The sequence below is a fragment of the Tardiphaga sp. 172_B4_N1_3 genome (assembly GCF_052076035.1).
Lineage (GTDB): Bacteria > Pseudomonadota > Alphaproteobacteria > Rhizobiales > Xanthobacteraceae > Tardiphaga > Tardiphaga robiniae.
Map to the genome: position 1 here is coordinate 700049 of NZ_CP197238.1, position 21885 is coordinate 721933.

Genomic DNA, 21885 nt, shown 5'->3' on the forward strand with positions numbered 1-21885 from the left:
AGTAATATCGCGGCTCCAATTGCCATGCATTGCGTCGAAGCTGCCCTCGGTTATTGGGGACAATCATTGGGCGCGCAAGAGTTAGCTTTCAGGGCGTACCCGACTTCACCGCCCGTCCTGATTGATCGTAGCGCGGCAAATGGACCTGTTTTGGACATTGTACCTAGCGGAACAGCCACCGCCTATGCTTTGGTAGAGGCAGATAGTTTTTCACCGAGCCAGGGAGCGTTTTTTGCCCGGCGAGCGCGTGGAACGGCGACTGGCGGCTGTGCTGGCGGCGGATGTCGCCGGCTATAGCCGGCTGATGGGTCATGCCGAGGAGCGCACGCTTGCGGAGCTAAAGACGTTTCGAAAGACGCTTGTCGATCCCAGGATCGCCACGCACTGCGGTCGCATCGTCAAGACCACTGGCGATGGCATGCTGGTCGAATTCGCAAGTGCTGTCGATGCAGCGCGCTGTTCGGTGGAAATCCAGCGAGAGATGGCTCAGCAAAACGCAGCCGTTCCGCCGGAACTCAGGATTGAATTTCGCATCGGCGTACACGTTGGGGACATCATCATCGACGACAACGATATTTTCGGCGATGGTGTCAACATCGCAGCCCGTCTTGAGGGAATTGCCGAGCCAGGCGGCATCTGCATCTCCGATGATGCACACAGGCAAATTCGCGGCAAGCTCGACGTCGCCTTCGACGACATCGGCGAGCAGACTTTAAAGAATATTGCCGAGCCAATGCGCGTATGGCTCATACGGCTTGCCCGCGAGAGCGCCCCTGCGATCCCGTCAAATTCGTCTGCGAAACAAGTTCGAGATCTAGCGCTACCTGACAAACCGTCCATCGTCGTCCTGCCGTTCGACAACATGTCCGCTGAGGCGGGTCAGGATTACCTTGCTGATGGTATCGTCGAGGCAATTACCGCAGCTCTTTCGTGCATTCGCTCTTTTTTCGTCATCGCCCGTAGCTCGGCGTTCACCTATAAGGGCCGCGCGATAAATGCGCGCAACGTTGGTAAGGAGTTGGGCGTTGCTTATTTGCTTGAGGGTAGCGTGCAGAAAGTCGGCAATCGCCTCCGCATTATCGTTCAGCTAATCGAAACCGAGGGAGGGGCACACGTTTGGAGCTCACGCTTTGACGGCGCAGTCGACGAGTTCTTTGACCTCGAAGACCGAATAACGGAGCAGGTGGCAGGCGCTCTACAGCCTTCCATTCGCATTGCCGAGATTGAGCGGTCGCGACGCAAACGGCCGCAAGACCTGAGCAGCTATGACTATACCATGAGAGCGATGCCTCATGTCTGGGCGTTGGAGAAGGAAGAAAGCGCTAAAGCGATTGAACTCCTCGAAAAGGCGCTCGCGATTGATCCCGAATATCCCCTAGCTTTGTCGCTTGCTGGTTGGTGCCACGCCCAGCGCTCGGTCTATAACTGGGCGGACGACATCGTTGGAAGCCAGGCAATGGCGCGATCGCTCGCCGAGCGGGCAGCAGAGATGAGTGGCGATGACCCTATCATTCTGGCGGTACTCGGCGCAGTGCACACATTTGTACGCAACCATGGAACCGCGCGTATACTGCTTGAGCGAGCCGTCAGCCTCGACCCCAACGCTGCATGGGCCTGGAGTAGGCTCGGATGGCTAGAGAACTATGCCGATCAGCCTCAGAAGGCAATTGACAATTTCGAGCGCGCTCTGCGCCTGAGCCCGATTGATCCAATGAATTTCAACAATTATGTGGGAATAGCCTCTGCGCATGAAGTAGCGCAAGAATACGACAAGGCTGCCGCGTTCTATCGGCGCGCCCTCGAAGAACGGCCAAACGCTAGTTGGATTTATCGCAATTTGGCGTCGGTCCTGTCGGGAGCCGGCCGGGTCGGCGAAGCTAAACAAGCATTCGAGGAGTTGATGCTTACTTACCCCGATCTGACGATTTCAAAATTCAAACAGGCAATGGTGTTTTCGCCTGCTGTTCTGAACCGTATGGCAGAAAACCTCCGAAAGCTCGGGTTGCCCGACTAGAACGACCGGAGAGAGCCGGCCGGCATCGATACCTTTCCGAGCACATCTCGATGAGTTGACTTCCGCTTGTGGCACTTTCGGATCTGAGGCGATGTCCGACCTGAGTCCGTTATCGGCACCTAAGCGGACGTCCGCCGTCCGCTCCAAGTTTATGTGTTCACGCCCTAGTGAGGCATCCACATCGTTGTCGCCTGATCGCTCGTCTCGTGTTGCTCAAGGCGATCGGCTTCCTGGCGGTATGCGTGCGATGCTTCGACAAGTCGCGTGACGGTGACGGCATCCAGAATGGTCTTTGCCAACCGTTCGGCGCGGATCGCTTGTTCCCTGAGATACTGAACCCTGGTCATCTGTTGCCCTCACTTGCCGATACAAGTTGAGTCAATTTCGATCGTTCCCAGCCTGTCCCCTGATGCTTAACGGACCGTAAGCGGCGCTGGATTCGCAGTGAAGATTGTCCTGATTGTGGTAAACGCGGCGGCGTCAACCGTAATACTCCCGCGCAAACGGACATTCACGTTAAGCCCGAACATTTCGCCTGAGGTGGTAGGCATGTAAATCGCCTTCACCCTCGTTATTCGCACCGTTGCTATCCCCGGTTCAAACGGGGAGATCGCAATGTCGGAGAATGCAGACGTCGCCAAGCGGCTGGAGAAATTTCCGGCTTTCGACGGCTTTCGGGGAATCGGCGTGGTGGTGGTCGTGTTCACCCATTGCCCGCAGGTGCTGGACAGCAGCGCCTACAACGCAATCTGGTACGCCAATCAGCTGTCACGTGTAGGCTATATCGCGCTCGACATCTTCTTTGTGATCTCTGGCTTCTTCATCACGCGTTTGCTGCTGCGCGAGCGGGCCAAGACCGGCCGCATTTCCTTCAAGGACTTCTATATGCGCCGGGCGCTGCGCATCTTCCCGGTCTATTACCTCACGGTGCTCGCCTGCTACTTCATCTTCAGATTAGGCCCAGCGGATATGCTGAGCCTTTTGACCTACACGTTCAATTTCTATCATCCGCTGCATGCGGTGCCGAACCCGCTGGAACACACCTGGTCATTGTCGGTGGAGGAGCAGTTCTATTTCTTCTGGCCGCTCCTGATCCTCATCGTGGCGCCGGGCTGGCTCAATGTCGTGACCGGACGGGTGATTCCGCTGCTGGCGGTGGCGAGCGGTTTGTTGATGGCGCTGCTGCTCATCAATCACGAGCCGCGAGAGGCGGGTGACGTCGTCTATATGTCGCTGTTCACCCGCATGCTTTCGCTGTCGCTCGGCGGCTGGCTGGCGCTGCGCGAATTCGAGAACCGGCCGTTGCGCGGCTGGCGCTGTGCAGCGCTCGTGGTCGCAGCGTTGGTGATCCTCGTGATCGATCGCAAGGGCCGCGACCTCGGCATCATCACCTCGCAACCAGTCTACTGGATACTTGCGTTGATCGCCTATTCGATGGTGAGCGTGTCCTTCGTCGCGACGCTGGTGTTCGATCGCGGCATTGTCAAGCGTGTGATGACGGCGATCCTGTCGCTGTCCCTGTTCCGTGGGCTCGGCTCTCTCTCTCTTACGCGATGTATGTGTTTCACCTGCCGGTATTGTTTTATCTCGGCCTCAACGATGCTGCGACCCATGGCACCGAGGTGCCGATCCTCCAGGTCGCGATCGCTTTCGGCATTACGCTTGGTCTGTCGATCCTGTCTTACTATCTGCTGGAAAATCCGATGGCGAAGCTGAAACAGAATTTCAGCGGCACCAGGCCGCTGGAACCGGTCAGCACAAAGGGAGCAAACGTCACCCAGGGTGGCCGGCTCGCCGGGGTTGCGCGCGCAGCATTTTTGTCCCCGGAGGATCGCGCCAGACCGGTCGACGAGCCTCCGCAGCAGACGACGATCTGGCCAGGAGTTCGTCGCAGTCAGGCGAAATAATGTCGGCTTCGCCGCCGGCCGCATCAGTTGCAATCGAAACGCGAAGCCGTCGTGACCAGCCTCGGTGACGTGCGCTGGAGATGGGTGTCGTTGATCGGGAAGGGTGACACCGGTCTGCCGGGACCATGTAGCGAGGGGCGAGTCTTGACGAAGAAGGGCAAGACTTGACGAAGCGTTGCGGCTGCTTCTCATTGGCTGGCAGCACGGCGATAGTCTGTGCCAGCCTGGAGGTCTCGTCCGATGATCACGCTCTATCACTGCGCCCGCGCGCGCTCGTTCCGCCCGCTATGGACGCTTGAAGAGCTCGGGCTGCCCTATGAGCTGAAGATGCTGCCGTTCCCGCCGCGTGTCTTTGCCAAGGAATATCTCGGCATCAATCCGCTCGGTACCATCCCGCTGATGCTCGATGGTGAGATCCGGATGACGGAATCGGCGGCGATCGCGCAATATCTGGTGACCAAATACGGTCCGACGCCGCTGGCCGTCGGCATCGACGAGCCGGACTACGGCGCCTTCCTGAACTGGCTGCATTTCGGCGAGGCGACGCTGACCTTCCCGCAGGCGCTGGTGCTGCGTTATTCGAAGCTCGAGCCGGAGGAGCGCCGTCATCCGCAGGTGGTCGAGGACTATTCGAAGTTCTTTCTTGGACGGTTGCGTATGATCGAGACCATCACAACCGGCAACGACTATGTCTGCGCCGGCCGTTTCACCGCGGCGGACATTTCCGTCGGCTATGCACTGCTGCTGGCCAATCGTCTCGGGCTTGCATCGCAATTCGGGCCGAGTGTCACAGCCTATTGGGCGCGATTGCAGCAGCGCGAGGGCTACCTGCGTGCGGTTGAGTCCGAGAACCGCGCCGGCGACGCGCTGGGTTTGGCGCGCCGCTTCTGAGCGGCTATACCGACCGAACTATATTCAAAACGAGCGAGCAGACCGATGGCCAATGATAGCGTAATCCTGGAGAAGAAGGGCGCCGCACTCTGGATCACCATCAATCGGCCGGAGAAGCGCAATGCCATGAATGGCGATGTCATCGCCGGCATCGCCAACGGCTATCGCATGGCGCATGAGGACGCGGGCGTGCGCGTCATCGTGCTGACCGGTGCGGGCGAGAAGGCGTTCTGCGCCGGCGCTGATCTGGCGAATGCGGGTGCGGCCTTCTCGATGGATTTCTCCAAGCCCAATGGCGATCTCGCCGATCTGATGCGGCTGTCGCAAAACGCCACCAAGCCCGCGATCGCCCGCGTTAACGGCGTCTGCATGGCCGGTGGCATGGGGTTGCTGTGCATGACCGACATGGCGGTGGCCGCGGACAACGCGATCTTCGGTCTTCCCGAAGTGAAGGTCGGCGTGTTTCCGATGCAGGTGCTGGCACTGCTGCAGTCCATTGCGCCACGTCGCCTGGTCAACGAATGGTGCATCACCGGCGAGCCGTTCGACGCGCCGACCGCGCTTGGCGCTGGCCTGTTGAATCACGTGGTGCCGGCGGCCGAGCTCGACAGCAAGGTCGACTGGTTGATCTCGCGCATCACCGACAAGTCGCCGACGGCAATCCGCCGCGGCAAATATGCGATGCGCGCCATCGCCGCGATGTCGTTCGACGAGAGTATTGCCTATACCGAAAGCCAGATCGCGATTCTGTCGATGACCGAGGATGCGAAAGAAGGCCTCAAGGCGTTTGGCGAGAAGCGCAAACCGGTGTGGCCAGGCAAATAGGGCGGCTCTCGGTGGCGCGCCACGGCAGACCATCGAGCCGGCGCATCGTCAGCCTTAAAGTGGAATTAACAGTGTCGCCGTACCCTCGGAGCCCGTGAGCGACCAAGCCATCAGCAGTCCAGCCAAACAGTTCCCGGTGCGGGCAACGATGCCCTTGCTCGTGGGCGCGTGCGTCTATGGCCTGCTGCTGGCGCTCGGTCCGCAGCTCCTGAACGATCCGGACAGCTATTCTCATATCGCGATCGGCCGTTGGATCCTGGCGAATGGCGTCATTCCGTCGACCGACTCGTTCTCCTTCTCTATGCGTGGCGGTCATTGGCTTGCCTTCGAATGGCTCTCCGAGGTCATTTACGGGGCGGTCTATACGTATGCCGGCTGGCATGGCGTCGTGGCGCTCGCTGCCGCGGCCATCGCGCTTTCCGTCGGGATTCTGACCCGGTTCCTGCTGCGCGAACTTGCGCCGAAGCCGGTATTGATCATCGTTACAGCCGTGGTCGTTCTTCTCGCGCCGCATCTGCTGGCGCGGCCGCATGTATTGGCACTGCCGGTCATGATGACATGGGCGACCGCGCTCGTTCGTGCCATGGATACGCGTGCACGGCCGCCTTACTGGGCGTTACCCCTACTGGTTCTGTGGGCCAATCTCCATGGCAGCGTCATCCTGGCACTGGGGTTGATCGGACCCGCAATCCTCGAAGTCCTCATACGAAACAAGCTCCGCGAGCGGCCTCGCGAAGTGCTCCATTGGCTCGCTTTCGCGGCTCTTGCTGTTGCCGCATCCTGCCTGACCCCTTACGGGCCCGGCACGCTGTTGATGCCGCTGACGACGCTCGGTCTTGGCGATGCGCTCAACTGGATCGGCGAATGGCGGCCACAGAATTTCGGCCGCATCGGGATCTTGGAGATCCTGCTGCTGGCGGGAATCTTTGCGCTGTCGCGCGGCGTGACGCTTCCCGCGGTGCGGGCTCTGGTCTTAATCGGCCTGTTGCATTTTGCTCTGGCGCAGGTGCGCAACGTCGACCTGCTTGCCATGCTGGCGCCGCTCTATCTGGCTGCGCCGATCGCGCAGCAGTTTCAGACATGGGCAGCAATCAATGACACCGGCTCTGGCCGGAGCCTGCAGGTCGGTGCTGTCGGGCTCATGATCCTTCTGACCGCAATCGCTTCGGTGCGCGATATCAGTCCCGCCGCACGCAACACGCCGCAGGCCGCGCTGGCCGGCGCCGGCCTGACCGCGGCGAACCGCGTGCTCAACGATTATTCGTTTGGCGGCTATCTGATCTTCGCGGGAATTCCCACTTTCATCGATGGTCGCGGCGAACTCTATGGCGGCAGATTTCTTCATCGCTACAACAGCAGCCTATCGCTGGCGGACCTGAATGATTTTCTGAAACTGCTCGACGATTACAAAATAGATGCCACGCTGCTGGAGCCGGAAACTCCGGCGGTGGCGTTGCTCGATCGGCTGCCAGGCTGGAAGCGCGTCTATGGCGATGACGTCGCGGTGGTCCACAAGCGGCAGAATGCAACGGCGAAGTAATTAGGCCGTGGCGAAAGTGGCGTATTGTGCGCCAAGCGGCAGGCCACTGAAGGCGTTTTCGACACGCCGCGCGGCTTTCGCTTCCCAGGGCAGTAGCAGGAAATGACGCGAAGCGATGTCGCGGAGGCCGGCGCCTGCCATGATCTTTTGCGTCTTGCCCGCGCCAAGCAATATCGCGTCGCGATCGAACTCACAGCGCGCGACAGCAAGACGGGTCAGCGGATTGAACGGGTTGTGTTCGATGACACAGACCAGCCCTCCTGGCCGCACAACGCGCCGCATCTCACGCATGAAACCCGCCCATTCGAGAGGCGGGACGTGATGCATGACGCAGATCGTGGTGATCAGATCGAAGCTGGCATCGGCGAATGGAAAGACGCTGCCGTCGAAAGCTCGGTAGTCGACATCGGGGTTGTCGACTTGTGCCTGCGCAATACTGGCGGAGGATACGTCTATGCCGCTGAGCCGACCGACCATGCCGCGCAGCAGTGGATGGAAGCTGCCAACGCCGCAACCGACATCGAGCATGTCGGGCTTTTTTGATTGAAGCCGCGCTGCGATCAATTCGCGCAATAGATTAGCCTTGGCGCGCATGAAGAAGCTATGCGGCAGGCCGGAAAAGTCGATCGAGGATTGAACGACGTCGCGGTAGTTGCTGCGGTAGCTGTCGAACAGCTGGCTCATGACAATCCGCTCCGTCAGGCGCTGCGCGAGGTGCGGTAGGATGCTTCGCTTTGATCGCGGTCGAAACCGACGCGGTTCTGCACGACATAAAGTGGACGATGTTTCGCTTCTGCGTGGATGCGCCCGACATAGAGGCCGACGATGCCGGTCATCAGCATGTTCAACCCGCAGAGCAGGGACACGATGACGATGATCGACGACCAACCCGCGACCAGATGCGGGTCGTTCGTCATCCACAGCAGCAACACCCAGCCGCCATACAGCAGAGCCAGGCTCGACACCACGAGACCGCACCAGATCGCCAGCCGCAGCGGCGCGTCGGAAAAGCCCAGCGCAGCGGACATGGCAAGCCGTGCCATCTTGAACAGCGGATACTTGGTTTCGCCGGCGGCGCGTTCGAGGCGATGGAAGCTCACTTCGGCCTGCCGGAAGCCGAGCCAGGCGATCATGCCGCGCACGAAGCGATCGCGCTCCGGCATCTGGCGCAACGCGTCCAGCACCTTGCGGTCGATCAGTCGAAAATCGCCGACGTCTGCCGGGATACGAACTGAGGTCATACGGCCAAGCACCCGATAGAACACATGGGCGGTGGCGCGCTTGAACGCGCTTTCACCCGCGCGGGACAGGCGCCGCGCATAGACCACGTCATTGCCTTCGCGCCACTTGGCGATCAGTTGTTCGACGACTTCAGGCGGATCCTGCAAATCCGCGTCCATGACGACGATCGCGTCGCCTTGCGCGGCGTCCATGCCGGCGGTGATGGCCACCTGGTGGCCGAAATTGCGCGACAGGCCGATGTAACGGAAGCGTGGATCACTCTTGGCGAGTGCCTGCAGCACGATGGGGCTGGTGTCGCAGCTGCCGTCGTCCACGAAGATGGCTTCCGCGGGCGCGTCGAGGCGGTCGAGCAGCAGTCCCAGCCGGCGGACCAACACAGGCAGCACGGCCTCCTCGTTATAGACCGGCACGACGATGCTGTAGATGATCCGCCCGCCATCAATCGCCATTTTGGAGTTCCGCCCTGCTGAATGGCGGGATCCTAGGCCCTGATGGTTAAGGCGGCCTTGCAAAGAGCCTTGAAATCAGGCGCCTTGGGCCGCCTTTGCGCGGTTCCATGAGGCAGGCCCAGGTGCGAACCAGACCGCGTGGCGGTTCGCTCGGCTATGGCCGTCTGTCAATCTTGTACAGGACAAATCGTGCAGACCTGTCCACCTCTTGCAATCTGTCGGGCAGCGGGGGCGCCGCAGCGGGACCGAGCACATAGAGATAGTCGAAGTCCCTGTGCCAGGTCTGGATGAAGGACGGCGCGCCATCTGGCGCGTTGCCGGTGGCGATTGCACTGAGCAACCGCATCGGCACGGGCCCGCCATAAGGAATGGCAAGACGTTGCACGGTGGCACTGGGGCGAAGCGGCTGCTTGCCGGTCTCGGTGAACACGTTGGGGACGAACGCATTGGCGTAATGCACGGCCAGGGTCGGGGCATAGGCCATCGGATATTCTGTCAGGTCGTTGAACGGCGGGTCATCGCCATTGCCGCTTGTCCCGACAAGAACCAGTGCACCGCGATCAAGCTTCTGGAACGAAGCGATCAGCGCCGCATAGTCGGCGCGATAGGAGAGCCAGACGGCAAAGACGGTTGCGAGATTGGCGAGGATGACGCCGCTGACCACCAGCAAGGCGGCAGCGAGCGATCGCCGGTCCGGCAGGGATAGTGAGCAGAAGGCCGCAACGATGATCACCGCGCCGGGGATAATCCGGAGGTCAGCAAATGATGTGCCGAGAAGCTTCGAAGGGATGATGAGATAGAGAAACGAAAAGCCGGCAACAAGCCAGATGCCGACCGGTTCGATCTTCAGAACCTCGCATTTGAACGCCAGATACAGCGATACCAGCAGGACCAGAACGCTGATGGCGGAGACCGTCATGTTATAGCCATTGAGGATACGGAATACCCAAACTGGCTTGTACTGAAGCAGCCACTCCGTGCCGTCACTGCCGACCGATCCGGAGGTCGCGCGCATCACGATCAGCAAGAGCACCACAGGCAGTGCGAGAAGGACGAGGCGCAACAGAGTCGCGCGATAGGGCACCTTCCGCTGATGGGCGCGCCAAAGTTCATACAGACCGATGGCTGCGCCATAGATGCCGAGCGAAAAGAAGTGGACCGCGAAAAGTGCCGGGACGAAAAAGGCATTGACGACGAGCCGTATCAGCGGAGCACGCTCGATCACCGCCAGATAGGCGGCGATGCCCCAGAGCGAGATACCCAGGCCGAATTCGAAATTCAGAAAACCCCAGCTGAAGGGTAGGCAGTAGACGAACAAGAGCGCAACGAAGCCGCCAATCTGAACTCGGCCCTTCACGACTCGTTCGAGGGCTAGTGCGCCGCCAATAATCAATATTTGGCTGCAGAGCAGAAACAACCGGGTCGCGCTCTCGACGCCGACCCACTGCGCGAGCCGTGGGACAAGCAAATCCATCCCAAGATTGGGATACAGCGCCCAGCGGACTTCATAGTACGGATTGGCTCCTGGATCCCCATTCTGGGCCAGAAGATACATGCGGGCGAGGTGATTGGGATAATCGACCATCGCCGGAATCGGAGTCAGCAATGTGGGAAGAAGCGAGGCCACAGTCAGCAGTGCGAAAACGATGATTCCTGTAGACCGATTGGGATCCGCCTGCGTCCACGCAGACATGGTCTTCGAATTTCGCGTGATCATGTTCACTGGTCGAGATAGCCGTTGGGATTGTTCCGCTGCCAATTCCAGGCGTCACGACACATCTCTGCAATGCCGCGCTTTGCGTGCCATCCGAGAACGTCTGCTGCAAGCTCTGCGCTTGCATAGTAGCTGGCGATATCGCCGGGGCGTCTCGGTGCAAAAGTGACAGGAATCACCTTTCCACTCGCACGCGTATAGGCGTCAATCAACTCCAGCACGCTGGTGCCTTGGCCGGTTCCCAGATTGACCTTAAGGACCCGCTGCTTGTCGACACAGTCGAGGGCTGCAATATGGCCGGCGGCTAGATCGACCACATGGACATAGTCGCGTATGCCGGTGCCGTCCGATGTCGGGTAATCGTTGCCAAAAACATTAAGCACAGGCAGTCGCCCGATCGCGACGCGCGAAATATAGGGCATGAGATTGTTCGGAACGCCGTTGGGATCTTCCCCGATCAACCCACTTTCGTGGCTGCCGACCGGATTGAAATAGCGGAGAATTGCGACATTCAACGGGGGCAGGGAATGTGCAATGTCGCTCAGTAATTCCTCGGCCTGCAATTTGGTGCGGCCATAGGGGCTGAATGGTGCGAGCTTGTGGTCCTCCCGCAAGGGCAGTACGTCCGGCTCGCCATAGACGGTCGCCGACGACGAGAACACGATATTGCGCACGCCGGCCTGCTGCATCGCCTGCGCCAGCCTCAGCGTGCCGACCACGTTGCAGTCGTAATACTCGGCCGAGCTGGTGACGGAATCCGCAACCGACTTCAGCCCGGCGAGATGAATGACGGCGCTGAAGCGATGCGACGACAGCGCCGATATCAGCGCTTCGACGTCGCGCACGTCGCCCTTGACCACTTCGGGAGCGGTGCCGGTGATCCGCCGGATGCGGTTGATGACTTCGGGATGGCTGTTGCAGAAATTGTCAAAGATCACGACCTTGCGGCCGGCTTGGATCAGCTCCACGCAGATATGCGAGCCTATAAAGCCGGCGCCGCCCGTAATCATCACCGTCATGTCGGAATTGTCCTGCCTGGATAACATCGGCGAGCACTGAGATTAGCTCTGTCAGCTTAATAAATGGCCGCTCGTGGCGATAGCCGCCTTGGTTGGTAAATCGTGTGTATGGATCAACCGGTGCGTTTCAGCCGGTGCAGTGTCACTTCCGGAGGGCAGTTCAGTCGCACCGGGAGCAGGCTGGTGCCGACGCCGACCGATGTATAGCCGGTCATGCCTTCGTGGCGCCATGCGCCGTTGCCCATATGGCGCGGCAACACGGCCTCCAGCTTGATGGCGTAGCCGCCGGGCAGGCAGAGCTGGCCGCCATGGGTGTGGCCGCTCAGCATCAGATCGAAATCGTGCTCGGCCGCCTCGGCATAGGTCTCCGGCGTGTGCGACAGCAGGATCGAGAAGGCGTCCGTCGGAATTTGCGACGCGACCTTCGGGATGTCGTCGGCGAGATAGAAATGCGGATCGTCGACGCCGGCAATGTAGATGCTATCATCGCCGCGGGTGATGGTCTCGCATTCGTTGAACATCATGCGGATGCCCATGCCTTCCAGCGCCGGCGTCATGCGGATACTGTCGTGATTGCCGAGAACGCCATAGACGGGATCGCGCAGCCTCGCGCGCAGTTCGCCGACACCTTCGGTGGCGCGCTGATAAGGCCCATAGGTCTTGCCGCGATAGTCGCCGGTCAGCACACAGATGTCGTAATCGAGATCGCCGACGAAGGAGATCAGGTGGCGCAGTGCGTCCTCGCTGAGATCGACGTGGAGATCGCTGATATGCAGGATCGTGAAGCCGTTGAACGCGGCGGGCAGGCGCGGTGAGGCGACGATATTCTCGCGGACCAACACGCGGTTAGCCTCGCGGCGGGCGCGGCCGTAGAGGCCGGTGAGTTGCAACGCGGTGCGGACGATCGGTGGTGCGGTGAGCCAGTTCTCCAGATTGAAGAACAAGCGGCCCTGGCCGAACAGCTGGTGATCGCGATGGGTCTCGATCTCCAGCCGTGCCTTCACATGCGCATCCCCGATACGGTCGATCAGCGGGCGCAGCGCGCTGTCGTCGATCGGGGGATGCGGTGGCTGAGTCAACGTCGATCTAGCCGGTCGAGGCCTTGAGGCCGGCCGCCTCGATGCCCGCGACGGCTGCGATCTCGTCATTGTCCGATGTATCGCCGGAGATGCCGATGGCACCGAGCAGGCTGCCCGATGCGTCATGAATGAGAACGCCGCCCGGCACCGGGATCAGCGCGCCGCGCGCCATGGTATTCACGGCATCGATGAAGAACGGCTGTTCCTCGGCACGCTTGAGCAAAGCCCTCGAGCCGAGCCCCATGGCCAATGCGCCATAGGCTTTTCCGTGGGCGACTTCGCCGCGCATCAGGCTGGTGCCATCCTGCGCGATGGTGGCCTTCACGCAGCCGCGAGCGTCGAGCACCGTGATGACCATGGGCTTGAGCTTCATCTCGATCACCTTGGCGAGAGCGCCATCGATGATCTTGCGGGCTGTATCGAGGGTGAGGTCGGCCATATCGGTTGTTTCCTAGTTGAGCGTGGAAGAATGGACGTTTGTTGTCGCGCCGTCGAGGCTCATGGCCAGCACGCGCGCGACATGCAACGCGTGACGGGAGGCGCCGTCAGCGATCTGGTGCCGGCAGGATGTGCCGTCGGCGATGATCAGCGTATCGGCGTCGGCCTTGCGCACGGCGGGTAGCAAGGACGCTTCGGCCATCTGGATCGAGACATCATAGGTGTCGGCACCATAGCCAAACGCGCCCGCCATGCCGCAGCAACTGGATTCGATGGTCTCGATCTTCAGATCCGGGATCAGGCGCAAGGCCTGTTCGACCGGCTTGAACGCACCGAATGACTTTTGATGGCAATGGCCATGCACTATCGCCTTCGGCGCGATCGGCTTCAGCGGCAGTTGCAGCCGGCCGGCCTCGGCCTCGCGGACCAGGAATTCCTCGAACAGCATAGCGTGCGCGCTGACGCTCCTGGCTGTATCGTCGGAACGTAGCGACAGCAATTCATCGCGTAGCGTCAGCAGGCAACTCGGCTCCAGCCCGACGATGGGGACGCCGCGTGCCGCGAAGGGCGCATAGGTGGCGACGAGACGGTCGAGTTCGGCGCGGGCCTGATCGACAAGGCCTGCCGAAAGGAAGGTACGGCCGCAGCACAGGGCACGACTGCTGCGATCCACCGGCTTCGGCAGATGCACGCGATAGCCACCGGCGGTGAGCACGCGCAGTGCGTCGTCGAGGTTCTCGCGCTCATAAGCGCGGTTGAAGGTGTCGGCGAACAGCACGACCTCGCGGCCATCGGTGGGGCCGACGGCTTCGGTATCCCTGTGAAATACATCGCTGCGCCATTCCGGCAGGCTGCGCTTGGCGCTGATGCCCGCATAGCGTTCCAGCAGGTTGCGCAGCAGCGGGCTCTTGTTGCGCAAATTCGCCAGCGGGGCGGCGCGTGCGGCCAGGGCAGCATAGCGCGGCAGATAGCCGACAAGGCGATCACGCAACGTGAGACCATGCTTCGTGGCGCGCGCGGCCAGAACCTCGATCTTCATCTTGGCCATATCGACGCCGGTTGGGCATTCATGGCGGCAGGCCTTGCACGACACGCAAAGTTTCATCGTGTCGGCCATGGCATCCGACGTCAGCGCATCCGGGCCAAGCTGGCCGGAGATTGCCAGCCGCAGTGTGTTGGCACGGCCGCGGGTGACGTCTTTCTCGTTGCGCGTCGCGCGATAGGACGGGCACATCACGCCGCCCTCTAACTTCCGGCATGTGCCATTGTTGTTGCACATTTCGATGGCGCCCTGGAAACCGCCGCCGGCGCCGGGCCAGGCGGACCAGTCGAGAGCAGTCTTGAGCTCGCCGACGCGATAATCCGGCGTGTAACGAAACAGCGAACGATCATCCATCTTGGGCGGATCGACGATCTTGCCGGGATTGAGGACGTTCTGCGGATCGAAGCGATGCTTCACTTCGGCAAAGTCGCTGATGATCCGCTCGCCGAACATTTCGGCGTGGAATTCCGAACGCACGAGTCCGTCGCCGTGCTCGCCGGAATGCGAGCCCTTGTATTCCCGGACCATCGCGAAGGCTTCTTCGGCGATGGCGCGCATCGCCTTGACGTCCTTGTCGAGCTTCAGGTTCAGCACCGGGCGGACATGCAGGCAGCCTTCCGAGGCGTGTGCATACATGGTGCCGGTGGTGTCGTGCTTCCTGAAGATCGCGGACAGGCGCTCGGTATAGTCGGCCAGATGCGGCAGCGGCACCGCGCAGTCCTCGATAAAGGAGACCGGCTTGCCGTCCTGCTTCATCGACATCATGACATTGAGGCCGGCCGCGCGAAACTCGGCGATGCCAGCCTGAAGCGCTGGCTCGGTGACGTCGACCACACCGCCCCATTTGCGCGGCGGGTTATTCCAGCCAAAGCCGAGATCGCCCATTAATGCGCCCAGCTCTTTCAGCTTGGCGGCATTGGCGGCCTGATCCGCTTCGGCGAACTCCACGATCAGGAGCGCATCGGGATCGCCGCGCGCCGCGCTCTTGATGATCGGCTGGAACATCGCGATGTCGCGGCCGAGTGCGATCATGGTGCGGTCGACCAGTTCGACGGCGATGGGCTTGAGCTTGACCAGATGCTGGGTCGCATCCATCGCTTCATAGAAGCTGCCGAAGTGACAGACACCGAGCGCCTTGCTGCCGATGAGCGGCCACAGCTTGAGTTCGACCTGCGTGGTGAAGGCGAGGGTGCCTTCGGAGCCCACGAGGAGATGCGCCATGTTGTTGGCGGTGTTGCGCGGCGTGAGCGCATCGAGATTGTAACCGCCGACGCGGCGCTGCACCTGCGGGAAGCGCTCCGCGATTTCGGTCGCCTCGCGTTCGCCGAGCGCCAGCATGTCGCGAAACAGGGCAGGCGCATCGTCCCTGGAACTTACTTCGCCGAAATGCAGCAGGTTGCCGTCCGCCAGCGCAGCATCCATCGCGATAGTATTGTCACGCATGGTGCCGTAGCGCAGCGAGCGACCGCCGCATGAATTGTTGCCGGCCATGCCGCCGATGGTGGCGCGGGAGGCGGTGGATACATCGACCGGAAACCACAGCCCGTGTTTCTTGAGCTGCCGGTTGAGATCGTCCAGCACGATGCCGGGCTCGACGATGCAGGTGCGGTTCTCGACGTCGAGCGAGATGAGCTTGTTGAGATGCTTGGAGAGGTCGATAACGATGCCGTCATTGACGGTCTGGCCGCATTGCGAGGTACCGCCGCCGCGCGGCGTAACGATACGGCCATCGTCGCGACAGATCGCCAGCGCGCGCAGCGCCTCGTCGATGGTGCGCGGAACGACCACACCGAACGGTACGATCTGGTAGAACGAGGCATCGGTGGCATAACGGCCGCGATTGAATGGGTCGAAGAACACATCGCCGGAGACTTCACGCGCGAGCTTTGCGGCCAGCGCGCTGTCTGCAGCCGTGCTTCGAATGATTGCCGCCTTCGCCATGGATTCCCGCCTTGTCCCTCTATCGTCCTGTCTTGCATCCGGATTCCGGCTTGGCAACCCGGCGGTGCCGCGCTCCGGCAGTCGCAACAAGGAGATACGGGAGGGATAAGAAATCCTCATGGCTGCCCCACGTTTTTCTTCGGCGCTCTGGTATACCAGACGCGGGACAAGCCGTTTGAAAGGTGCTATCCGGGCGTTTCAATAAAAATGGACTCCCTGGGAAGGACGAGACATGACCGTGCACACCGGAAGGCATTTCCTGCAGATTCCTGGCCCGACCAACGTACCCGACCGGGTGCTGCGGGCGATGGATATGCCCACGCTGGACCATCGCGGTCCCGAATTCGCCGAGCTCGGCCTCCACGTCATTGCTGCGATGCAGCGTGTATTCCGGACCAAGCAGCCGGTGATCATATATCCCTCCTCGGGCACCGGCGCCTGGGAAGCCGCCATCGTCAATACGCTGTCGCCGGGCGACAAGGTGCTGATGGCCGAGACCGGCCAGTTCGCCACGCTGTGGCGGGGTCTCGCCGAGAAGTTCAAGCTCGATATCGATTTCGTGCCGGGCGACTGGCGCCACGGCGCCGATCTCGCCGAGATCGAGAAGCGTCTCGCTGCCGACAAGTCGCACGCCATCAAGGCCGTGATGATCGTGCATAACGAGACTTCGACCGGTTGCGTCACCCATCCGCAGGATGTCCGCAAGCTGCTCGATCGCGTGAAGCATCCGGCACTGCTGATGGTGGACACCGTGTCGGGCCTCGGCTCGCTCGAATATGAACATGACGCCTGGGGCATCGACGTCTCCGTCGCCGGTTCACAGAAGGGCCTGATGCTGCCGCCGGGTCTCGGCTTCAACGCCGTGTCCGACAAGGCGCTGGCGGCCTCCAAGGCCAACAGTTCGTTCCGGTCCTATTGGGACTGGGAGGAGATCATCGCCGCCAACAAGCTCGGCTCCTGGCCCTATACGCCCGCGACCAATCTGCTCTATGCGCTGAAGGAAGGCGTGGCGATGCTGGAGGAAGAGGGGCTTGATAACGTGTTCGCGCGCCACAAGCGCCACGGCGCCGCCGCCCGCGCCGCCGTCAAGGCCTGGGGCCTCGAGACGGTTTCCATCGAGTCGCATGATCACTCGCCGGCACTGACCGCTGTGCTGATGCCGGACGGGCATGACGCCGACGTGTTCCGCAAGGTGGTGCTCGAAAACTTCGACATGTCGCTCGGCACTGGTCTCAACAAGTGGAAGGGCAAGATCTTCCGCATCGGCCATATCGGCCACTTCAACGACCTGATGCTGATGGGCACGTTGTCCGGCGTCGAGATGGGTCTCGAACTCGCCAAGGTCCCGCACCGCGCTGGCGGCGTGATGGCAGCGATGGATGTGCTGACCGGAAAAAGCGTAGTGCCGATGACCAAGGCGGCGGTGGCTTGAGGCCAGCGAATTCCCGTCTTTGAGGCCTAACAATCTACTGGAGGCTGGAGCATAATCGCTCCAGCCTTTTCAACATGTTGCGGCGGAATGCTGCACCAGAGGACGAATCATATGAACGCGCCAACGCCCGCCGCTGAAGACCTGCTGTATTCCGTCGAGAACGGGATCGCGAAGATCACTTTCAATCGCCCGCAGGCGCGCAATGCCATGCTGTTCTCGATGTATGAGCGGATGGCGGAGATCTGTCAGGCGGCCAATGAGGACCGCTCGATCAAGGCGATCATCCTGACCGGCGCCGGCGACAAGGCTTTTGCCTCGGGCACCGACATCTCGCAATTCCGCGAATTCAAGACGGCCCAGGATGCGCTCGATTACGAAGCGAGGATCGACCGCGTGCTCACCGCGCTGGAGACCTGCCGGGTGCCGACCATCGCCGCGATCGCCGGTGCCTGCACCGGGGGCGGCGCCGGCATTGCCGCCTGCTGCGACCTGCGCATCGGTACGGCTGCCACGCGCATGGGCTTCCCGATTGCCCGCACCCTCGGCAACTGCCTGTCGATGTCCAATATCAGCCGCGTGATGGCGCTGGTCGGACCGGCCCGCACCAAGGACATGATCTTCACCGCCCGCCTCATCGAGGCTGATGAGGCGCTGGCGTTGGGTCTGATCAACGAGATCGTGCCCGATGTCGAGACGCTGCAGCGCCGTGCGCTGGAACTCGCGCAACTGGTGGCCAGCCATGCGCCGATCACCCTCGAAGTGACCAAGGAAGCCGTGCGCCGGCTGCGCCCGACCCTGACCCGCGAGGAGGGCAAGGATCTCGTGCTCAAGGCCTATATGAGCGAGGATTTCCGCGAGGGCATGGATGCCTTCCTGAACAAGCGCAAGCCGAAGTGGCAGGGGAAATAACGGGCGGGCGGCGGTCTCGGGCGATCGCCTCATTCCGCCGCCCGGCCGCTAAACAGGGTGCCGGCCCCTGACCAAAGTCGGCCTTCGCATGCGCGGGACATGCTTGAAGTCACGGTCAATACCCCGCACAATAGAACCAACGAAAAGTGGCGGGCAGCCAACGTCCGCGTCTACAGGGAAGAAACCAATGTCCAAGTCGATCAGGGCCACAGCTGCGCTTGCAGCCGTGCTCGCCAGCGCGCCCATCCTCTCATTGGCCACGTCGCCGGCCACGGCCTGGGAGCCCACGAAGCCCGTCGAAATCGTGGTTGCAGCGGGCGCCGGTGGCGCATCCGACCAGATGGCGCGCATGATGCAGGCTGCGATCCAGAAGAACAATCTGATGAAGGCGCCGGTGGTGGTGTCGCTCAAGGGTGGCGCATCCGGTGCGGAAGCGCTGATCTACATGAAGTCCAGCGAGGGCGACGCCAACAAGGTGCTGATCGCCTATTCGCTGATCTACATGCTGCCGCTGTCCGCCAAGATTCCGTTCAACTGGCGCGACCTCACACCGGTGTCCGTCGTCGCGATGGACCAGTTCGTGCTGTGGGACAATGCGGGTGGCGCCAAGACGGTGAAGGAATTCATCGCGGCGGCCAAGGCTGCATCGTCGCCGTTCAAGATGGGCGGCACCGGATCCAAGCGTGAAGACCATGTGCTGACCGTGTTCATGGAAAAGCAGACCGGCGCCAAGTTTTCCTATCTGCCCTACAAGTCGGGCGGCGAGGCGGCGACGCAGCTGGTCGGCAATCACACCGAAGCCAACGTCAATAACCCCAGCGAGAATCTCGAAGTCTGGCGCGCCGGCCAGGTGCGCGCGCTCTGCGTGTTCGACAAGGAACGCATCTCCTACAAGACCAAGGTCACCGAGACGCAGTCGTGGAACGACATCCCGACCTGCAAGGAAGAGGGCCTCGACGTGCAGTATCTGATGCTGCGCGCCATGTTCCTGCCCGGCAAGGTGACGCCCGAGCAGCAGGCTTTCTATGTCGACCTGTTCGAGAAGGTGACCAAGACGGCCGAATACAAGGACTACATGGAGAAGCAGGCGCTGAAGCCGATCTTCCTGAAGGGGCCGGAGATGCTCAAGTTCCTCGAAGAGGACGATGCGCTCAACAAGTCGCTGATGACCGAAGCGGGATTCGTGGCGAAGTAAGCCAATGACTGTCATGCCCCGCGAAAGCGGGGCATCCAGTAAACATCGACAGCGAGAAAGCCACTGACGGCTCCGCATACTGGATCACCCGCTTTCGCGGGTGATGACAAGTTTCTTTGATGTACGAGTGTGCATCCTTTCTCCATCCTCAGAAACCTTGCCCATGTCCAACACCGACCTCGAAATCATCGTCGAAGATCCGACCGCTCCGGAGGACGACTCGCCCTCCGTCGTCAGCACGCGCACCGTCGAGATCATCGTCTCGCTGGTCCTGCTGGCACTGGCCATCGTGCTTGGCTTTGACAACTGGCGCACCGGCATCGCTTGGGATTCCACCGGGCCTCAGCCCGGCTATTTCCCGTTCTATCTCTCGGTCATTCTCGGCGGCGCCAGCCTTTACGGGCTGATCACGACGTTCTTCGCCCGCAGTGGCGGTTCCGACACTTTCGTCACCCGCGCACAATTGCGGCGCGTGGCGCTGGTGTTCATTCCCACCGCACTGTTTTGTCTCGCCACGCAGTTTCTCGGCATCTATGTCGCGAGTTTCGTGCTGATCGCCGGCTTCATGCGCATGGTCGGCAAGATCGCGCTGTGGAAGTCGCTGCTCACCGCCTTCGTGTTCACCGCGATCATGTTCGTCACCTTCGATGTCGCCTTCGACGTCATCATGCCGAAGGGGCCGATCGAATCGGCTCTCGGTCGCTAGGACTACTGAAATGGAAGCGTTCGGACTGTTGATGCACGGCTTCGCCGTGCTGATGACCTGGAAGATCATCTCGCTGATGGTCGTCGGTCTCGTGCTCGGCATTTTTGTCGGCGTGCTGCCGGGCCTCGGCGGCCCCAACGGCGTCGCCATTCTGTTGCCGCTGACCTTCACCATGGATCCGACCTCGGCCATCGTGATGCTGTCCTGCATCTATTGGGGCGCGCTGTTCGGCGGCGCCATCACCTCGATCCTGTTCAATATCCCCGGCGAGGCGTGGTCGGTGGCCACGACCTTCGACGGCTATCCGATGGCGCAGCAGGGCAAGGCTGCGGAAGCACTTACGGCGGCGTTTACCTCGTCCTTCATCGGGTCGCTGGTGGCGGTGATGCTGATCACATTCCTGGCGCCGATGATCTCATCCTTCGCGCTGAAATTCGGGCCGCCGGAATTCTTTGCGGTCTATCTTCTGACCTTCTGCTCCTTCGTCGGCCTCGGCCGCGAGGCCAAGCACAAGACCGTCATCTCGATGGCGCTGGGCCTGCTGATCGCCGGCATCGGCATGGACACGGTGTCGGGCAATCTGCGCATGACCTTCGGCTCGGACAATCTCCTGCGCGGCATCAACTTCCTCGTCGCGGTGATCGGCCTGTTCGGCATCAGCGAAATCCTGCTCACCATGGAAGAGCGCCTCGCGCTGCGCGGACACGCCGCCAAGATCAGCCTGCGTACGGTGCTCAAGGTCTGGATGGATCTGCCGAAATACTGGGTGACGCTGCTGCGTTCGTCGGTGATCGGCTGCTGGCTCGGCATCACACCGGGTGGCGCTATTGCGGCGTCCTTCATGGGCTACAATCTCGCCAAGCGCTTCTCCAAGGATCCCGAAAGCTTCGGCAAGGGGCGCATCGAAGGCGTATTCGCGCCGGAGACCGCGGCGCACGCGTCGGGCACCGCAGCGCTGCTGCCGATGCTGGCGCTCGGCATTCCCGGTTCCGGCACCGCGGCGATCCTGCTCGGCGGCCTGATGGTGTGGGGGCTCAATCCCGGACCGCTGTTGTTCGTCGAGCACAAGGACTTTGTGTGGGGGCTGATTGCCTCGATGTATCTCGGCAATGTGGTCGGTCTCGTCATCGTGCTGACGACCGTGCCGGTGTTCGCCTCGATCCTGCGCGTGCCATTTGCGGCCGTGGCGCCAATGATCGTGGTGTCTTGCGCCATCGGCGCCTATGCGATTCAGAACGCGATGTTCGACATCTGGCTGATGCTGGGCTTCGGCGTGGTCGGCTATGTCTTCAAGAAGATCGGTATTCCCTTGGCGCCGTTCACGCTCGCGCTCGTGCTTGGCAGCCGCGCTGAAGACGCGTTCCGTCTCGCGATGATCGGCTCCGGCGGCAGCGTCGGTGTGTTCTGGTCCAATGGCCTCGTCGGCACCATCACCACGCTGGCGATTACGCTGCTGTTCTGGCCACTGATCGATCGTGCCTTTACGGCCGTGACACGCATCTGGCGGCCGACGCCGGTGACGACGTAAGCCGTGCTCGCGCC

19 protein-coding genes are annotated in these 21885 nt (G+C 61.4%); 11 read left to right on the top strand and 8 right to left on the bottom strand.

Annotated elements, in window-relative coordinates; translation table 11 throughout:
- Positions 1–232 precede the first annotated feature (232 nt).
- Positions 233–2014 carry an adenylate/guanylate cyclase domain-containing protein gene (locus AB7783_RS03160; RefSeq protein ID WP_441276795.1) on the top strand — a complete coding sequence of 594 codons (1782 nt, stop codon included), beginning with the start codon at positions 233–235 and terminating at the stop codon, positions 2012–2014.
- Positions 2015–2178: 164 nt separating this feature from the next.
- Here AB7783_RS03160 and AB7783_RS03165 read toward each other — a convergent pair whose 3' ends face one another.
- Positions 2179–2361, bottom strand: a complete 183-nt coding sequence (locus AB7783_RS03165) for a hypothetical protein (RefSeq protein ID WP_441276796.1) — start codon at positions 2359–2361, stop codon at positions 2179–2181.
- Positions 2362–2629: 268 nt separating this feature from the next.
- Here AB7783_RS03165 and AB7783_RS03170 point away from each other — a divergent pair, with 268 nt between their 5' ends.
- The 5 genes from AB7783_RS03170 to AB7783_RS03190 all read left to right on the top strand — a co-directional run bounded on the left by AB7783_RS03170 (position 2630) and on the right by AB7783_RS03190 (position 7177).
- Positions 2630–3730 carry an acyltransferase family protein gene (locus tag AB7783_RS03170; RefSeq protein WP_441276797.1) on the top strand — a complete coding sequence of 367 codons (1101 nt, stop codon included), beginning with the start codon at positions 2630–2632 and terminating at the stop codon, positions 3728–3730.
- Entirely contained in the window at positions 3718–3921 is a 204-nt protein-coding gene (locus AB7783_RS03175) for a hypothetical protein (protein ID WP_441276798.1), read from the top strand. The genes AB7783_RS03170 and AB7783_RS03175 overlap by 13 nt, the downstream gene beginning before the upstream one ends.
- A 240-nt stretch (positions 3922–4161) precedes the next feature.
- Complete coding sequence (locus AB7783_RS03180; protein ID WP_441276799.1) at positions 4162–4812, top strand: glutathione S-transferase family protein; 651 nt, start codon at positions 4162–4164, stop codon at positions 4810–4812.
- A gap of 45 nt (positions 4813–4857) precedes the next feature.
- Positions 4858–5637 carry an enoyl-CoA hydratase/isomerase family protein gene (locus AB7783_RS03185; RefSeq protein WP_441276800.1) on the top strand — a complete coding sequence of 260 codons (780 nt, stop codon included), beginning with the start codon at positions 4858–4860 and terminating at the stop codon, positions 5635–5637.
- 148 nt (positions 5638–5785) lie between these two features.
- Positions 5786–7177: a hypothetical protein gene (locus AB7783_RS03190; protein ID WP_441276801.1), complete on the top strand. Its 1392-nt coding sequence runs from the start codon at positions 5786–5788 to the stop codon at positions 7175–7177.
- Here AB7783_RS03190 and AB7783_RS03195 read toward each other — a convergent pair whose 3' ends face one another.
- From AB7783_RS03195 to AB7783_RS03225, 7 genes are all read right to left on the bottom strand, one after another.
- Positions 7178–7861 (bottom strand): class I SAM-dependent methyltransferase, encoded by a 684-nt coding sequence (locus tag AB7783_RS03195; protein ID WP_441276802.1) that lies wholly within the window; start codon positions 7859–7861, stop codon positions 7178–7180.
- Positions 7862–7875: 14 nt separating this feature from the next.
- Positions 7876–8868, bottom strand: coding sequence for a glycosyltransferase family 2 protein (locus AB7783_RS03200; protein WP_231077516.1), 993 nt, complete (start codon positions 8866–8868; stop codon positions 7876–7878).
- A 154-nt stretch (positions 8869–9022) separates the two neighbouring features.
- Entirely contained in the window at positions 9023–10585 is a 1563-nt protein-coding gene (locus AB7783_RS03205; protein ID WP_441276803.1) for a hypothetical protein, read from the bottom strand.
- 2 nt (positions 10586–10587) lie between these two features.
- Positions 10588–11601, bottom strand: a complete 1014-nt coding sequence (galE, locus tag AB7783_RS03210) for a UDP-glucose 4-epimerase GalE (RefSeq protein WP_441276804.1) — start codon at positions 11599–11601, stop codon at positions 10588–10590.
- Between the two features lie 113 nt (positions 11602–11714).
- Positions 11715–12680 carry a metallophosphoesterase gene (locus AB7783_RS03215; protein WP_441276805.1) on the bottom strand — a complete coding sequence of 322 codons (966 nt, stop codon included), beginning with the start codon at positions 12678–12680 and terminating at the stop codon, positions 11715–11717.
- Positions 12681–12687: 7 nt separating this feature from the next.
- Complete coding sequence (locus AB7783_RS03220) at positions 12688–13119, bottom strand: GlcG/HbpS family heme-binding protein (protein ID WP_439089043.1); 432 nt, start codon at positions 13117–13119, stop codon at positions 12688–12690.
- Positions 13120–13131: 12 nt separating this feature from the next.
- On the bottom strand, positions 13132–16101 hold the full coding sequence (locus AB7783_RS03225; RefSeq protein WP_441276806.1) for an FAD-binding and (Fe-S)-binding domain-containing protein: 2970 nt from the start codon (positions 16099–16101) through the stop codon (positions 13132–13134).
- Between the two features lie 232 nt (positions 16102–16333).
- Here AB7783_RS03225 and AB7783_RS03230 point away from each other — a divergent pair, with 232 nt between their 5' ends.
- The 5 genes from AB7783_RS03230 (at position 16334) to AB7783_RS03250 (ending at position 21871) form a co-directional block, all read left to right on the top strand.
- Positions 16334–17533, top strand: a complete 1200-nt coding sequence (locus AB7783_RS03230; RefSeq protein WP_441276807.1) for a pyridoxal-phosphate-dependent aminotransferase family protein — start codon at positions 16334–16336, stop codon at positions 17531–17533.
- 111 nt (positions 17534–17644) lie between these two features.
- Entirely contained in the window at positions 17645–18442 is a 798-nt protein-coding gene (locus AB7783_RS03235; protein ID WP_441276808.1) for an enoyl-CoA hydratase/isomerase family protein, read from the top strand.
- Between the two features lie 187 nt (positions 18443–18629).
- A complete protein-coding gene (locus tag AB7783_RS03240; protein WP_120290508.1) occupies positions 18630–19637 on the top strand; it encodes a tripartite tricarboxylate transporter substrate-binding protein in 1008 nt (335 codons plus the stop codon).
- Positions 19638–19800: 163 nt separating this feature from the next.
- Complete coding sequence (locus AB7783_RS03245; protein WP_441276809.1) at positions 19801–20343, top strand: tripartite tricarboxylate transporter TctB family protein; 543 nt, start codon at positions 19801–19803, stop codon at positions 20341–20343.
- A 10-nt stretch (positions 20344–20353) separates the two neighbouring features.
- Positions 20354–21871 carry a tripartite tricarboxylate transporter permease gene (locus tag AB7783_RS03250; protein ID WP_441276810.1) on the top strand — a complete coding sequence of 506 codons (1518 nt, stop codon included), beginning with the start codon at positions 20354–20356 and terminating at the stop codon, positions 21869–21871.
- Positions 21872–21885 lie beyond the last annotated feature (14 nt).

Excerpts from the sequence above, each read along its gene's own strand:
- AB7783_RS03165 (WP_441276796.1), bottom strand. The coding sequence starts at position 2,361 with ATGACCAGGGTTCAGTATCTCAGGGAACAAGCGATCCGCGCCGAACGG.
- AB7783_RS03170 (WP_441276797.1), top strand. The coding sequence starts at position 2,630 with ATGTCGGAGAATGCAGACGTCGCCAAGCGGCTGGAGAAATTTCCGGCT.
- AB7783_RS03175 (WP_441276798.1), top strand. The coding sequence starts at position 3,718 with ATGGCGAAGCTGAAACAGAATTTCAGCGGCACCAGGCCGCTGGAACCG.
- AB7783_RS03180 (WP_441276799.1), top strand. The coding sequence starts at position 4,162 with ATGATCACGCTCTATCACTGCGCCCGCGCGCGCTCGTTCCGCCCGCTA.
- AB7783_RS03185 (WP_441276800.1), top strand. The coding sequence starts at position 4,858 with ATGGCCAATGATAGCGTAATCCTGGAGAAGAAGGGCGCCGCACTCTGG.
- AB7783_RS03190 (WP_441276801.1), top strand. The coding sequence starts at position 5,786 with ATGCCCTTGCTCGTGGGCGCGTGCGTCTATGGCCTGCTGCTGGCGCTC.
- AB7783_RS03195 (WP_441276802.1), bottom strand. The coding sequence starts at position 7,861 with ATGAGCCAGCTGTTCGACAGCTACCGCAGCAACTACCGCGACGTCGTT.
- AB7783_RS03200 (WP_231077516.1), bottom strand. The coding sequence starts at position 8,868 with ATGGCGATTGATGGCGGGCGGATCATCTACAGCATCGTCGTGCCGGTC.
- AB7783_RS03205 (WP_441276803.1), bottom strand. The coding sequence starts at position 10,585 with ATGATCACGCGAAATTCGAAGACCATGTCTGCGTGGACGCAGGCGGAT.
- galE (WP_441276804.1), bottom strand. The coding sequence starts at position 11,601 with ATGACGGTGATGATTACGGGCGGCGCCGGCTTTATAGGCTCGCATATC.
- AB7783_RS03220 (WP_439089043.1), bottom strand. The coding sequence starts at position 13,119 with ATGGCCGACCTCACCCTCGATACAGCCCGCAAGATCATCGATGGCGCT.
- AB7783_RS03225 (WP_441276806.1), bottom strand. The coding sequence starts at position 16,101 with ATGGCGAAGGCGGCAATCATTCGAAGCACGGCTGCAGACAGCGCGCTG.
- AB7783_RS03230 (WP_441276807.1), top strand. The coding sequence starts at position 16,334 with ATGACCGTGCACACCGGAAGGCATTTCCTGCAGATTCCTGGCCCGACC.
- AB7783_RS03235 (WP_441276808.1), top strand. The coding sequence starts at position 17,645 with ATGAACGCGCCAACGCCCGCCGCTGAAGACCTGCTGTATTCCGTCGAG.
- AB7783_RS03240 (WP_120290508.1), top strand. The coding sequence starts at position 18,630 with ATGTCCAAGTCGATCAGGGCCACAGCTGCGCTTGCAGCCGTGCTCGCC.
- AB7783_RS03245 (WP_441276809.1), top strand. The coding sequence starts at position 19,801 with ATGTCCAACACCGACCTCGAAATCATCGTCGAAGATCCGACCGCTCCG.
- AB7783_RS03250 (WP_441276810.1), top strand. The coding sequence starts at position 20,354 with ATGGAAGCGTTCGGACTGTTGATGCACGGCTTCGCCGTGCTGATGACC.